This is a genomic window from Arthrobacter sp. P1_D12, from assembly GCF_056406175.1.
In genome coordinates, this window is sequence record NZ_JBFUAR010000011.1 from 37861 (window position 1) to 52295 (window position 14435).

The following is a 14435-nucleotide window of genomic DNA, read 5'->3' on the forward strand; positions in this document are numbered from 1 at the left end:
GTGGCTGAGTGCAGTTTGGGGGACATGACGTGCGTGGCGGGCAACATCGCCTCAGGAGCGGTCAACGACGCCATAGCGAACCTGGCGAAGTCGATCCTGGAGGGCATGAGCCAGATGGTGACCACGCTCTCCACCTTCTGGGTAAGCATGCCCACGGCCAACCTCGCATCCCAGGATGGGGTCACCGCCAGTCCTGTGGTCGGTTTCGTCAATTCAGAACTGGGCTACTGGACGCTGGCGCTGGCGGTTCTGTCGGTCATCCTTGGCGGCACCCGGATGATCTGGGAACAGCGCGGGGCACCGTTGAAAGACCTGCTCCGGTCACTGCTGACCCTCACGCTGGTGTCCGGGCTTGGGCTGGCGGTGATTTCCATTCTGGTGATCGCGGCCGACGCGTTCTCGGCCTCGATCATTGACCGGGCGACCGACGGCAAGGGCTTTGCCCACGCGATGGCCATCCTGGTGATGACGAACCAGACCGGCGTCGGGGTCTTCATCCTGATCATCCTCGGCCTGGTGGGTTTGCTTGCCTCGCTGGTGCAGATCGTCCTCATGATCGTCCGCGGCGGCATGCTCGTAATCCTGGCCGGCATCCTCCCGACCACCGCTGCGTTCACCAACACCGAGATGGGACGCCAGTGGTTCCAGAAAGCCATCGGCTGGACCATCGCGTTCATTCTCTACAAGCCCGCCGCTGCCATCGTCTACGCCGTGGCCTTCAAGCTCATGGGATCCTCGGGCGGCAACGTCCTACTGGGATCCATTACCGGCTTCGCCCTCATGATTGTCGCGCTGCTGGCGCTTCCGGCGCTGATGCGCTTCGTCACCCCGATGGTCGGAGCCGTCGCCTCCGGTTCCGGCGGGGGAGCAGGAGCGGCGGTGGGGGCCATGGCCACCGGTGCTGTCTCGATGGGCCGTTCCGGCAGTGGACGCGGCAACGCGTCCCCCACACCGGCCAGCCAGCCCGGCCAGAGCGCCAGCGCACAGGGCAGCAAGGGCGCAGGCGGCAGTAACGGCGGCAACGGCAAACGCACCTCTGGCTCAACGGGCCCCGGAGGGGCGCCCGGCAAGGGCACCACCGGAAGCGCCGCTACCGCCGGGGCAGGCAGCTCAGGCTCGGTTGCAGGAGCCGGCGCGGACACCGCCGGCGCGGGAGCGGCGAAAGCCGCCGGACCCGCCGGGCTCGCCGTCGCCGCAGGAGCACAAGTAGCGTCCAGGGCCTCTCAAGCCGCACAACAGACCGCGCAGGATTCAACCGGGGAGGGCCCCAGTGGCAGCAATTAATACCGAATACAAGGAACCGTCCTACGGCAACTGGCGGGTTCCCCGTTCCGCCGGGCTGGGAAGCCTGGGCGCGATCGGCACCGGCATCGTCATGACCGGCCTGCTGGCCGGCATCATCACCTTCGCCATCTGGGGCCTGCTGCCGGGCCTGACGGTCCTCGCCGTTGCGGGTCTGCTCGTGCTGCTTCTGACAGTCAAGGACAAGCACGGACACTCCACTGTGGACCGGTTCGCGACGCGGATGAACTTCCGTCTCGCCCGTTCCAGTGGGACCAATCTTTACCGTTCCGGCCCGCTCGGGGTCACCGGATGGGGCATGTTCCAGCTCCCCGGCCTGGCCGCGAAGTCCCGGCTGTACGAGTTCAACGACTCCTACAACCGCCCGTTCGCCATGCTCCATGTCCCCACCACGAACCACTTCACCGTGGTCTTCTCTACCGAACCCGATGGTGCGTCCCTGGTGGATCCGGAACAGGTCGACGCGTGGGTTGCGAACTGGGGCGGCTGGATCGCCGGACTCGGGGATGAGGCGGGGCTGGAGGCCGCGGCCGTGACCGTGGAGACCGCACCGGATTCCGGTTACCGGCTGCGCAACGAAGTCGAAATGAACATCCATGCCGACGCCCCGGAGGCGGCTAAGGCGATCCTCCGCGAGGTTGTCCGCACCTACCCGGAAGGCTCTGCCACCGTCCGGGCCTGGGTGTCCCTGACCTTCACCGCCGCACTGCGCTCCGGATCCCGGAAGCGCGAACCCGAAGACGTCGCCCGGGACCTGGCATCCCGGGTCCCCGGGCTCGGTGCCCGGCTGCAAGCCACCGGCGCCGGCATCGCTCGGCCCATGTCCGCGCAGGAACTCTGCGAGGTCGTCCGGATCGCCTACGACCCGCCCGCGGCATTGATCATTGATGAAGCCCACGCCGCCGGATCCCCGGTCGCCCTCACCTGGGGCGAAGTCGGCCCCTCTGCGACGCAGGCGAGCTGGGATGACTACCGGCACGACGGCGCGTTCTCTGCCTCCTGGACCATGACAGGTGCCCCGCGCGGGTCGGTGAACTCCTCCGTTCTCTCCCGGCTGCTGGCCCCGCACGGGGACATCGACCGCAAGCGCGTTTCCTTGCTGTACCGTCCGATGGATTCGGCCCGGGCCGCCGCCGTGGTCGAGCGGGATCAGAACAACGCCAATGTCCGCATCACCTCCGGGAACCGCCCGTCCGCCCGCGCCCTGGTCGATGCCCGCTCCGCCGCGCAGACCGCCCAGGAAGAAGCCCAAGGCGCCGGGCTGGTGAACTTCGGCATGGTCGTCACCGCCACCGTCAACGACCCCGCCCGGCTCGCCGATGCTGTCACCGCCGTCGAGCAGACCTCCGGTACCGCCCGGGTGCTGTTGCGCCGCGCCTACGGTTCCCAGGACACCGCCTTCGCCGCGTCCCTGCCGCTCGGTCTGGTCCTGCCCAGGCACATCCTGCTGCCCACCGAAATCAGAGAGGCACTGTAATGCAGAAGCTCTTTCGACGGAAGAAGAATCCGCTCCTTGATGGTGTGGAATCCGAAGCCCGTGACCGCCGCGCCTCCACGGCTCGTCCGGCCCGGTTGCGTGTCCCCGGGTCCCGTGGCTGGGGCGGGCGCGGGGGCGGGGCCGCGGCCCTGGTCCCGGCCGTGCGCGAATACCGCGGGACCACGGTGCAGGTCTGCGGGCTATGGCCTTTTTCCTCGGGCACGTCCTCGCCCATGATCGGTGTGCCGCTGGGCCGGCACGAGGAAACCCAGGCCACGGTCTGCTGCGACCCGATCAGCTGGTTCCAGCGCGCCCACCTAATTTCCAACCCCTCCGCGTTCATCCTCGGCAAGCCCGGGCTGGGAAAATCCACCCTCGTGCGGCGCATGATGCTGGGCCTCTCCGGCCAGGGCGTCCACCCGCTCGTGCTCGGGGACCTGAAGGGCGAACACGTGGACGCCGTCAGCGCCATCGGCGGGCAGGTCATCGAACTCGGCCGCGGCCGCGGCTACCTGAACATCCTCGATCCGGGACAGGCCATTGAGGTCGCCCAGCTCCTCGAGGAGCGCGGACACCACGGGGCCGCCGTCCGGGTCCGGGCCGATGCCCACGGCCGACGCCTGAACATGGTCGTTTCCCTCATCACAATCAGCCGAAACAACCCGCCCACGGATCAGGAACAGACCATCTTGGACCGCGCCCTGCGCGTCCTCGATGAAACCTTCGACGGCGTTCCGGTCCTGAAAGACCTGCTCGACGTCATCACCGCCGCCCCGGACGAGCTTCGCCAGGTCGCGTTGGACCGCGGAGACATGACCGTCTACCTGCAGGAAACCCGCGCACTGGAAGCCACCCTGCTCGGGCTGACCGGGGGCGGGAAACTCGGGGAAATCTTCTCCCGTCACACCACGAACGCGATGCGGCGCGACCGGGCCGTCGTCTTCGATGTCTCCAGCATCGACGAGACAGAAACGGATCTGCAGGCCGCCGTGCTGCTGGCGTGCTGGTCCTACGGCTTCGGCACCGTCAACGTCGCCAACGCCCTCGCCGACGCCGGGCTGGAACCGCGCCGGAACTACTTCGTCGTCCTGGATGAGCTCTGGCGGGCGCTGCGCGCCGGCAAGGGCATGGTGGACCGGGTGGACGCCCTGACCCGCCTCAACCGGTCCGTCGGCGTCGGGCAGGTCATGATCTCCCACACCATGTCCGACCTCCTCGCGCTCCGGGCAGAAGAAGACCGGATGAAAGCCCGTGGCTTCGTCGAACGCTCCGGCATGGTCATCTGCGCCGGCCTCCCCGCCTCCGAGATGCCGCTGCTGACCGCAGCTATCCCGCTCTCGCGGCAGGAACAGCAAAAGCTCATCTCCTGGCAGGACCCGCCCGCCTGGGATTCCCGTGGCGGTGACGTCGAACCTCCCGGGCGCGGGAAGTTCCTGATCAAGGTCGGCGGCCGCCCCGGCATCCCCGTCCAGATCGGTCTCACTTCCATCGAAGCCTCCCTGAACGACACCAACAAAAAATGGAAAACTCCGGTCGGGTCCCTGGCCGAAGCGTCCGCTCCGGTCCGGGAAGAGGATGCGGCATGAGTGCTCCGAACCGTAAAGGCACAGGGCTCGGCGACGGGCTCGGGATCTGGCTGGCCATCGGCGCAGCTGTCGTCATTGGGGGCGGCAGCTGGGTCTCGGCACATCTCGGATCCTGGCTGGCCGGCCTTGCCTCGCCCCCGGCCCACCCGATTGATCTGGTGGCCGGACTGGCCAAGGGCCGGGTGCCCTGGCCGGTCCAGTCCACCATCGTCGCCTGCATACTCCTCGGAACAGTGATTGCCCTGACGGTGACAGTGCTGGTAGTCCGCTCCCGAACAGCGCACAAGCGCACCCGGGTGGATAAGGCCGCCGTCCACATGGGCCGCGGGAAAGACCTCGATCACCTAGGCACCAAAGGGGCCACGGCCACCGCCGTGCGGCTTGGCGTGGAGAACTCCACTGGTGTGCGGCTCGGACGCAGCGTCGCCGGGAAGCGCCCGCTGTGGGCTTCCTGGGAGGACATGCTGGTCCTCATCGCCGGTCCCCGCACGATGAAGACAACCTCCTACGCCGTCCCGGCGATCCTGGACGCACCGGGTGCGGTGATCGCCACGTCGAACAAACGCGACATCGTGGACGTGACACGTCCGATCCGGTCAGAGGCCGGCGCCGTGTGGGTCTTTGACCCGCAGGCCGTCGCGGAAGAACAACCCACCTGGTGGTGGAATCCGCTGTCCTATGTGAAGAACGAGGCCACGGCCGGGACCATGGCCCAGCACTTCGCCGCCGGCTCCCGCGAGCCGGGGACCAAGCCCGATGCCTACTTCGACCCGGCAGGGCAGAACCTGCTCAAAGCCCTCCTGCTCGCCGCCTCCCTCAACTCCGCCCCGGTCACGCAGGTCTACACCTGGTTGACCCGCCCGCACGACGAGGCCCCCGCAGAACTGCTGAAGACCGCAGGGTATGACCTGCTCTCTGACATGGTCATGGGCCACATCCGCGAACCGGAAAAGCAGCGGGCCGGAGTCTACGGAACCGCCCGACAGATGGTCTCCTGCCTCACCGACCGGGAGGTCAGCCAATGGGTCACCCCGCTGCGGGACACGACCGTTGACACTGATCCGCGGCCGCGGTTCGTCCCCGAAGAGTTCGTGCGCGGAAAAGGCACGCTCTACAGCCTCTCCCGCGAAGGCGTCGGCACCGCCGGGCCCCTCGTCACCGCCCTGACCGTCGCCGTCGTCGAAGCTGCCGAAAAGTACGCCACCTCCCAGCCCGGCGGCCGGCTCGCCACCCCGCTGCTCGGGATCCTGGACGAGGCCGCGAACGTCTGCCGTTGGAAGGCCCTGCCGGATCAGTACAGCCACTACGGCTCCCGCGGCATCATCCTCATGACCATCCTGCAGTCCTGGTCCCAGGGCGTGGAGGTCTGGTCTCTGGAAGGCATGCGGAAGCTCTGGTCCGCGTCGAACGTGAAAATCTACGGCGGCGGCGTCTCCGAAGTCGGCTACCTCGACGAGCTCTCCCGACTGATCGGCCAGTACAGCTACATCAACGTCTCCCGCAGCCACAGCAAACACGGGTCCTCGTCCTCCCGGCAGGAGAGCAAAGACGAGATCCTGTCCGTGGCCGACCTGACCGCCCTGCCCAGGTTCCGGGCCATCCTGCTCGCCTCCGGTGCCCCGGCAACGATGATCGAAACCATCCCCTGGATGAACGGCCCCCACGCCCAGAAGGTCAAAAACTCCTTGGCCAGTCAGGAGATGGTCGAGCGCGAGCCTGTGGTCGTTCCGGCGCACAATCCCTGGATGGACGGTGACCCTGCGTGAGCGAGGAGTTCGCGGACGCGTTCGGCGACGAAGACGCCCACACCGCGACCGGTGGTCACAGCTATGACGAACCTGGACCGGAGCTGGTGTACTCCAGCGCCGTGGAGTTCTTCGCCGATCTTCTGGCCCAGTCTTACGTTCGGGAAGTCAACGAGGGCGCAACGTTCGTCTGGTGCCCCGAATGGTACAAACACCCCGAAGCCCTGATCCGGATGGAAGCAATTTGGCGGGCCTGGGAACACCTCCGCATGGAGCCGGCCCTTGGAGTCAGCACCTGGTGGCTGAACCATGCCGACCCGCACATGCGCGTCCTCATGGACAAAGAAGGCCCCTTCAAGAAATGCGCCTACGACGGGCACAAAACACCAACGCCCGGGAAAGCAGCGCTGCCCCACGTCGCACCGGAGGCGGGCATCTTCGACTAGTGTCCACACGCGTGCGCGGCCAATCTTCTACTGCTCCTTAGGATGGAATCCATGACCGAACCGCGCGACCTCGCCCTCCCTACCGGCTACACCGATCTCCTCGGGGAACTCAAGGACAGGGTGAGGGCCGCACGCACCAAGGCACTGCGGACCGTCAACACGCAGCTGATCGAGCTGTACTGGTCCATCGGACGAACGATTCTGGAACGTCAGGCCCTCGACGGCTGGGGGAGTGGAGTCATCGGCAGGCTGGCGGAGGACCTGGGAGCCGAGTTCCCCGACATGACCGGCCTGTCACGGTCCAACCTTCAGTACATGCGCAGCTTCGCGGAGGCCTGGCCAGGGTTCGACGCAAATGTCCCACAGCCTGTGGGACATTTGCCCTGGGGCCACATCCGCACCATTCTGGATAAACGGCTGGAGCCGGAGGCGCGGGACTGGTACGCCGCGGCCGCCGTGGAGTACGGCTGGTCCCGGAATGTGCTGATGAACATGATCATGAACAAGACCCTGGAACGCACCGGGGCGGCACCGTCGAACTTTGTGCAGCAGCTCGTTGCTCCGGATTCGGAACTAGCCCAGCTGGTCGCCAAAGACCCCTATAACTTCGAGTTCCTCGGCCTGTCCGGGGAAGTCGCCGAACGCGATCTCGAGAACGCCCTGACCAGCAGGATCACCGAGACCCTGCGCGAACTCGGCCCCGGCTTTTCCTTCGTCGGCCGGCAGGTCCACTTCGACGTCGACGGCGACGATTTCTACGTGGATCTTCTGTTCTTCCACATTGAGCACTCCCGGTACGTTGTCGTTGAGCTCAAGACCGGTAAGTTCCAGCCCGAATACGCCGGCAAGCTCAATTTCTACGTCGCGCTCGTCGATGACGTGCTCCGGCGCCAGCACCATAACGAAACCATAGGAATCCTCATCTGCGGCACCAAGAACGACCGCAGCGTCCGATACAGCCTGGGACGATCCACCTCACCCATGGCCGTCGCCGCCTACACGTACGACAACCTTCCCCCGGCCGAACAGCAGGCTCTTCCCAACGAAGGACACATCGTCGCGGCGCTGGAATGGGCCGAACCCGAGACCCCGGCGGCGCAAGACCGTTAAGAACTCCGGGATAACTCCGGGGTGCGTTTCCGCCACAGTCCCCGGATAGGCTCCGGGACCAATTGGCGGGCTCCCCAACGTGGCCTGCCAGACCCCGCGACGGGGGAACACCGGGGCCATCGTGTACGTTGCAGGATCAAGACAGCCGGGGATTTGCCGGCTCGGGTGCCTTCCATGGCCGAAACGCCCACAGCTGCTAGCGGCTGAAAAACGAGGCGGACTCGGCGGTGGAAAGTCCGCGATGTTCCACATGTGGGTGGTCGCTGATTGAGAGTAAGGTGAAACACGATGACAAACGATGATCGTCCGCCAAGAAGCTCCGACGAGGACGAGACAGACCCGGCGATGCCGTCCATGGGCACGCTAGTCATCCGCACTTGGCACGAATTAGACCAGACGCCAAGTTTTCGCGCAAGGGTCATTTTCAGCCAAGCCCCGGGCGATGAGCCAATCACGGTCTCCACTGCCGATCCGGACGAGGTCCTAAGCGTTGTGCGCCAGTGGCTCTTTGCCCCGCCTGTCCCTCCTACCAGGGTCTAGAGGTCTCCCGCTTGTTTGCGCGTGGCTGTCACGAAATGTCCGCAACGAGGCGCCGAATGACCTCCGACGGGACAAGACCCATGTCCTCCTTCAGCTTCGCTTCATACCTTTCGAAGGCCCGAAGCGCGGCAGCAATGTTGCCCTGCTGCCTTTCCGCCTGAATGAGAAGTCCGACGGCACTTTCATAAAGCGGTTCGAGTTCCAGTGCCGCCTCCGAGGCCTCCAAGGCAGACTCAAAATCACAGCGTGCCAGCGACTCGCGAGCAATGATGTGGAACGCGTGGAGCCGGTCCTGCCGCAACCTGCTCTGTTCAAAAAGCACCCAATCGTCATACCAGCCAGGGAGCAATTCAGCGTCCCGTAGCTGGTGCAGACAGGAGGCCACGTTTCCGTTGAGCCCACTTCGGCTCAGCTCCCGGATCTGGTCCCGGACCCTGTGGAGGTCGACGTCGACCAGTTCACTGAGGGACAGCACGTTCCCGCCATTGATCAGCAGGCCAGGGACCTGCCGCGAAACGAGATGCACGCTGACTCGGAGGCTTTCGAGCGCCCTGGACTCGCGACACTCAGGCCACAACAGACCGACCAGATATCTTCGGGGGCGGGGACCGTTGATCGCCAGCGCAGCAATGAGCCGTTGCTGCCGCGTTGCAACGTGCACGACGTCGGCGTCCCGCCGTAGTTGCCACGATTGAAGCAGGCTCAAGTGAAAACCATAGCCGCCATTGCCCATGGGTACCCCCCCCATCCAGCGTGGGTCTGAAGAGCTGGAAACCTATGTAACGACTTTCCGCAGTCCCGAGCGTGAAGTCAATGGCCCACGTCATCTGGCAGTTTCCCGAAGCAAAAAAATAGCGTGAGCCCCAGCATCCTTGGGTTAACAGGAGCGACAATTGCACATGCTGGTCCGAAAGAGACAGCCTCCTCCGGAGCCTGACGAGGGCCTCGCCCACTCTTCCGCGCATCGCAGCTGTCGTGACGATCGAAAACTGAGCCATTGTGACGCGCGTGGCGTCCAGTGATCGTTGCAACACCTGAGTGATTCGGAGTTCCGACTTGCAGAGATGAAGAGACCGAGAAGGGGCCGGGGCGCCCTCCGAAGAAACGCTGCCCGGGCTGACTATGACCAACTGATGAAACAGGGAATGGGCAATTCCGGAGCCTACAGAGTCGGAGGGATCAGTCGCAGTTCCGGCACGCGCGACGGCACGGCCACGCGCGGCGCTCGTCCGTAGCTGTCCGGACCTGCGTGGCCGGGTGGGTCGGGGCAGGGCCTTTTGATCCTGGCGCTGCCGGGAAACTCACGATGTGGAGCCTGCGGTGCCGGGCCGGCACCGGATCAATCGCTCGGCCGTGTCCGGGACGTCCGCCTGTACCGGTTTGGCGGGTTCAATGGAAGCTTTCAGCTTCTCGTCCAGATCTGCGCATTTCGCCCTGGCCTGGGCCCGGTTGTCTTCGTACTTGAAGGGCTTGCCGGCCTGGTTCTCGACATCGGCCAGCACTGCCTGCTTTTCCGTGATGCCCTCCACCGAATCCAGTGCGGTTCAGATCAAGGTTTATGCGTCCCAACTCGACCACTCTGGTCCAGTAACGGAGTTGTAACGCCTTGATGCAACACTTTCTAACAGGTTATCTGGCAATCAACGAGTCCAACGGTAACCTCACAAGGCCGTCTAGGAATGTGTTGAATAATTCATCGTCAGGCCGAGGGTGACGAGCAATGCCGCAGGTCAGCGGCTTTGCTGTCCCCTGCTGGTCAATTTTTCAGCGGCTTCCTAGCCCTCGCGGTCGCACATGACACCGCGCCTGCCGCCTATCAACAGGCGGCTGCCTCTTCAGAAATACCGAGCTTCGCATCCGAGGAGATTCAGCACCATGACCGCTACAACAACAAGCGCCTTTGTTCTGCCAGGCGCAACACGCACAGGACCCGGTACCGGTACCGCCTCGCGGGCCACCGCCGCCGAACTTGAGCGCGGCGTCTGGGACGTCTTCTGGCCGGCCGTCACCGAGACGCTGCCCCTGGTCTTCGACTTATTTCGCTCCCAGGCAGCCGCTGTGGATTCGCATGACTCACGGTCTCCAGTAGCGGCGGAGCGGGATATCGCAGAGTTCATGGCCTGTCTGCAGCCAGTGGTGAAAGCTCTCATTCCGAACCTCATCGACATCTTCCGAGATGAAGCGAGTTCGCGCGCTTCCCGCGGAGAACCCGCCGAGCCCGACAACGAGGCAATTGAGCGCTTCTGGCCGGCACTGCTCTCAGCCGCCATTCCGCTAATCGTCGACAACCTTCCCGGTGCCATCAAGACCATATCGGGACTCTTCCGTGGCCCCGAGATGAGCGGGAATGGAAAGACGCCAGCAGATGTTTACGTCGTCGACAAGGAAGTATCAGCCCGTTTCCTGGGCCCATTGCTGCAGGTGTTGGTTCCTGCCCTCAGTACAACTTTGCCGGACATCTTCAAGCTGGTCTTGGGGCTCGGCCGATCTCGAGACATCACGGCTTCTTGGACTGACTTCACGACGACCCACCGCTTCTGGGACGGTGACATCCTTGAGCTCCGCAACTCGTCCGACATCGGAGATCCGAACTCCATAAAGATCAGTCTCGAGCTCGCAGCTCACAAGAGTTGGTGGAAGGGGATTCAGGCTCTCGATGACAACGGGGACGTCATCGCCGAAATCGGCGTCGACGGCCGTGCTCCATTCAATGAAATGACCGTGTCTGCAACTTCCACGCGATACTTGGTGTTCGGCAAGGCAAAACTCTTTGGAGTGCACACGTGGATGTATCGCCTAGCCACAGAAAATCTCCATTTCGAAGGCAAGCAACTCAACTTCGCCTGGGAAGCAGACTGATGCGCCCCCTGCGCCGCGGCGATAGCGGTGATGATGTGCGGCAACTTCAGCACGCACTCAAGCGACTGGGCCTCTACTTCTACGTTGCGGATGGCTCCTTCGGCTATTCCCTCGAGACAGCCGTCACGGCCTTTCAACGCTCCTCAGGGCTCACAATCGATGGAATTGCGGGCCCCGAAACCCTAGCGGCTCTTGGTCTCGATAAACCCACCCCGGGACCGACCCCCACTCCCACCCCGGCACCGGCTCCTACCCCGCCCGGAAGCCGGAGGACCATCTCGCTTCACGTTGGCTTGAACCAAGTGGATTCCAGTAAGTATGGCGGATGGGACGGAAAGCTGAATGGGTGTGAAAACGACGCTCGAACGATGGTCAGGATCGCTGAGGCTGAGGGTTTCGACGAGGTCCACACGATGTTTACTCGGCAGGCTACAACGGGGGCGGTTCTTCAGTTCATTAACGACGTGGCCCGGCGGTTGAACCCTGGCGATCTTTTCCTGCTTACATACGCCGGGCATGGAGGCCAGCTACCGAACCAGAGCGCTCAGGACGATCCGGAGGAGGACGGATTCGATGAGACCTGGGTGCTTTGGGATGAGCAATTGCGCGATGATCTCCTCTGGGAAGCATGGGCAAATTTTCGGCCGGGAACGAATATCGTCGTCTGTTCGGACAGTTGCCACAGTGGATCCATTGCGCGACTCTATCTCCCGGACTATTCGGCCCGCAGCTCTCTAAGCGGCGAGCGGGATTACCAAGAGATCTGCGCCGCTGCTAAGAAGGCCTTCTACACCGACCTGACGTTTCCTCGTCCGGGTCCGAACAGTTATGCAATTGAGTACCTACCTCGGCCGAGGCAGCTAACTGGCCACGTCGTGTCGGAACCAGCAATGGCGGGAGCGGCGGGTCGATCTTACGATCCCTCCACCGAGCGGGCGGGGATTAAATCTTACGCCTATCTCGCGCGGGCATACCTTGAGAGCAATCAGGGCACGGCCGCGCGCGCTTACGATGGCAACGGCGCGGTCGGGGGAAATGACAATTACGCGACGCGGGAAATGCCGTTGGACGTAAATATGGCAGATTATATGGCACGCAGGGAGCGCTACGAATCGCAGGAAACGCCATCAAGCTCCCGCGGAGCGTTGCAGGCCAATTTATTGGCGATATCTGGTTGCGCAGACATGCAGCTATCACAGGAAATCAACGGAGCAGGTGTTTTCACGACGACCCTCAATCGGGTGTGGGCGAACAACACGTTTGCAGGTTCTTTCATAGCGTTCCACAGGGATATCCTGGGTCAAATGACCGCCAACCAGACTCCCCAGCTGACGCAGTACGGACCTTCCGTGGCCGCGTTAACGGCGGCAACTCCGTTCAACCGATGACGGGTACGCTTCACGGGCCATCTCAGCTTTCCGTATAGCCGCCTGGGATGGTCCGTTCAGCGTTAATCAACCTCCTGCCGGTGCTTGCCGACTGGATGAATGATTGCGCGTTGCCTGTTTTGGAGCCGGGAGGGGGTCCGGGGCCCGCCGTGGGGGTTTCGGCGCGCCGGACTGCGGGGCCAGGTTCGGCGGAGGTTCCGACACCCGCGGCCAGTGCGGGCCGGGCTGAGTTTGCCGGGGTCGTAGGTCGGGGCCTTCGTGGCTCCGAGCTTCATAGGGAGTTGATTCCGGCACTCGATGTAGCGTAGCTGCTGTTCCTCACGTCCGAATGTCCGAGACACACAGGAAGCGATAGATATGAGCGATTTCGGGCAAGACGCCACAGCGTCGTTCATCACTCACGCGTGGAAGTTCATCAAGGGGGGAGAGCGCGATAAGCAAGGTGAAGGCGATGACGCCGGCTGAACTTGCGATCTGGCGCCCCAAGGAGCTACAGCGGATCCACGACGAGGCGGTAAAAATGGCCAGCATGCACAGTGATAAGGATCTTCAAAAGATGGGTACCAACCGGGCCGAGGAGATCCGCGGGTTCGAGGTACTGCTTCGCAACCGACGGGGCGTGATGCTTTCGCAGTACCTCCTGGAGGAAATGAATGTCAGAGGCCTCGACATATCGCAATGGATGAAGGGGGCCTTAATCAGCAGCAAATCGAGCGCGCCATTGGGGACAAGATCAGGAAGCTCCCGCCCGACATCGTGATGATGCCGGCGAGGTGGCGGTCGCCTACGGCCGGCTGCGGCGAGACCGATCTCTGAATTATCAGCACGAGGAGGTGTTTTCGTCATGACCGCGCCCGCCGATTCCGGTGGTCCGTTCTGGCCTTGGACCCGGCGTAAAGCGATTCTTGCCGGCCCTTTCATCCTGGTCATCCTGCTCACCCTGCTGGCCTTGGCCCGCGCCATCATCGGGTGGCCGAGTGAGGCGGCCGAGGGAGCAGTACTTGCGGGCCTGATCGTGCTCGCCTTACTGCCCGTCATCCTTATGTTGCTCGGCCATCTGGCAGGTAGTGGCGGATCGGTCGAAGCCTTCGGCGTGCATATCCGTTTTGCCGCCGAGGAAAAAGTACGTCGGGGTATGGTCGTTCCCCCAAGGCTGGGTCTGCAGCCAGGGCTAACGCTGAACGACAGCAGCACCTTCCAAATCCTCGACATACTTGGTGAGGCGGTCCATAATGACGTCGTCGTAGTCGATCTCGAGGACGGAACGTCGTGGTGGGAAACCCGTCTCTTCGTGCTCAGCGCCGGAGCGGCTCGGCTCGGCCGCCCACGAGCCATAGCGTTCGTGGCCACAACCGGCGGCACCCTGCAGGTGTTCAAGGGATGGGCGCCTGCCGGTGAATTATTCCGCTGTCTGCTGGAGAAACGACATGACCTCAGGGCCGCATACGACCGGGCATTCGCAATTTACCGAACGTGGGAACTAGCCATTCCGGCATTGCTGCCGGATGCCGCCAACCAGCCGAAGCTTCCCTTTCCACATAGTCCCGAAACGGGTGCTCACGCGGTAGAGAGCGCTGTTTTCCCCGACGGGACGACCAAGAGCTTACTGGCACCCGAACAGATCCTTGCCCTTCACCTCAGCCCGATCGAAAATGACACGACGCACGGCGTCATTACCGCCACCCGGTTAATCGAACTCTTCGATACGGTCCTCCGGGTCCAAAGCATCGATCTCGACCAAAGCGAAAACGATGCCAAGTGGGTCCAAACCGTTCTCTCCACGACGGATAGTTTCCTGGCGCTCACCCGAAGCGGACAGTATGCGGGCATGTTACCGCGAGAGGCAGCGATCAACGACATCATGAGAGCACTTGTCGCAACTCATCCACCTCATCAATAGCCAGAGTGGCTGGATGACTGACAGCTTCCCCACCCCATCAAATGTGGATCAACGTCGGTTAGGCCCCACATAGATATCCGTG

The 14435-nt window shown here is 63.5% G+C and carries 12 protein-coding genes; 10 read left to right on the top strand and 2 right to left on the bottom strand.

All coding sequences use genetic code 11. The annotated features are described in order from the left end of the window. The 6 genes from AC1DZV_RS10000 to AC1DZV_RS10025 are packed head-to-tail and all read left to right on the top strand — an operon-like array spanning position 1 to position 7666. Entirely contained in the window at positions 1 to 1284 is a 1284-nt protein-coding gene (locus tag AC1DZV_RS10000; RefSeq protein ID WP_476953603.1) for a TrbL/VirB6 family protein, read from the top strand. Next, positions 1271 to 2779 (top strand): SCO6880 family protein, encoded by a 1509-nt coding sequence (locus AC1DZV_RS10005; protein WP_476953604.1) that lies wholly within the window; start codon positions 1271 to 1273, stop codon positions 2777 to 2779. Before AC1DZV_RS10000 ends, AC1DZV_RS10005 begins: the two co-directional genes overlap by 14 nt. Further along, on the top strand, positions 2779 to 4365 hold the full coding sequence (locus AC1DZV_RS10010; protein ID WP_476953605.1) for a helicase HerA domain-containing protein: 1587 nt from the start codon (positions 2779 to 2781) through the stop codon (positions 4363 to 4365). Before AC1DZV_RS10005 ends, AC1DZV_RS10010 begins: the two co-directional genes overlap by 1 nt. After that, complete coding sequence (locus tag AC1DZV_RS10015) at positions 4362 to 6131, top strand: type IV secretory system conjugative DNA transfer family protein (protein ID WP_476953606.1); 1770 nt, start codon at positions 4362 to 4364, stop codon at positions 6129 to 6131. Before AC1DZV_RS10010 ends, AC1DZV_RS10015 begins: the two co-directional genes overlap by 4 nt. Further along, positions 6128 to 6556, top strand: a complete 429-nt coding sequence (locus AC1DZV_RS10020; protein WP_476953607.1) for a DUF4913 domain-containing protein — start codon at positions 6128 to 6130, stop codon at positions 6554 to 6556. Before AC1DZV_RS10015 ends, AC1DZV_RS10020 begins: the two co-directional genes overlap by 4 nt. A gap of 51 nt (positions 6557 to 6607) precedes the next feature. Beyond that, positions 6608 to 7666: a PDDEXK nuclease domain-containing protein gene (locus AC1DZV_RS10025; RefSeq protein ID WP_476953608.1), complete on the top strand. Its 1059-nt coding sequence runs from the start codon at positions 6608 to 6610 to the stop codon at positions 7664 to 7666. A 568-nt stretch (positions 7667 to 8234) separates the two neighbouring features. On the opposite strand, the gene AC1DZV_RS10030 is transcribed toward AC1DZV_RS10025, so the two are convergent. Both AC1DZV_RS10030 and AC1DZV_RS10035 read right to left on the bottom strand, forming a co-directional pair. Next, positions 8235 to 8912 carry an AfsR/SARP family transcriptional regulator gene (locus tag AC1DZV_RS10030; protein ID WP_476953609.1) on the bottom strand — a complete coding sequence of 226 codons (678 nt, stop codon included), beginning with the start codon at positions 8910 to 8912 and terminating at the stop codon, positions 8235 to 8237. 595 nt (positions 8913 to 9507) lie between these two features. Next, a complete protein-coding gene (locus AC1DZV_RS10035) occupies positions 9508 to 9735 on the bottom strand; it encodes a hypothetical protein (RefSeq protein ID WP_476953610.1) in 228 nt (75 codons plus the stop codon). A 346-nt stretch (positions 9736 to 10081) separates the two neighbouring features. Here AC1DZV_RS10035 and AC1DZV_RS10040 point away from each other — a divergent pair, with 346 nt between their 5' ends. The 4 genes from AC1DZV_RS10040 (at position 10082) to AC1DZV_RS10055 (ending at position 14353) form a co-directional block, all read left to right on the top strand. Further along, positions 10082 to 11065, top strand: a complete 984-nt coding sequence (locus AC1DZV_RS10040; protein ID WP_476953611.1) for a hypothetical protein — start codon at positions 10082 to 10084, stop codon at positions 11063 to 11065. Further along, positions 11065 to 12453 (top strand): peptidoglycan-binding protein, encoded by a 1389-nt coding sequence (locus tag AC1DZV_RS10045; protein ID WP_476953612.1) that lies wholly within the window; start codon positions 11065 to 11067, stop codon positions 12451 to 12453. The genes AC1DZV_RS10040 and AC1DZV_RS10045 overlap by 1 nt, the downstream gene beginning before the upstream one ends. Before the next feature lie 451 nt (positions 12454 to 12904). Further along, positions 12905 to 13213 carry a hypothetical protein gene (locus tag AC1DZV_RS10050; RefSeq protein WP_476953613.1) on the top strand — a complete coding sequence of 103 codons (309 nt, stop codon included), beginning with the start codon at positions 12905 to 12907 and terminating at the stop codon, positions 13211 to 13213. Between the two features lie 84 nt (positions 13214 to 13297). Beyond that, on the top strand, positions 13298 to 14353 hold the full coding sequence (locus AC1DZV_RS10055; RefSeq protein ID WP_476953614.1) for a hypothetical protein: 1056 nt from the start codon (positions 13298 to 13300) through the stop codon (positions 14351 to 14353). Positions 14354 to 14435: the final 82 nt, after the last annotated feature.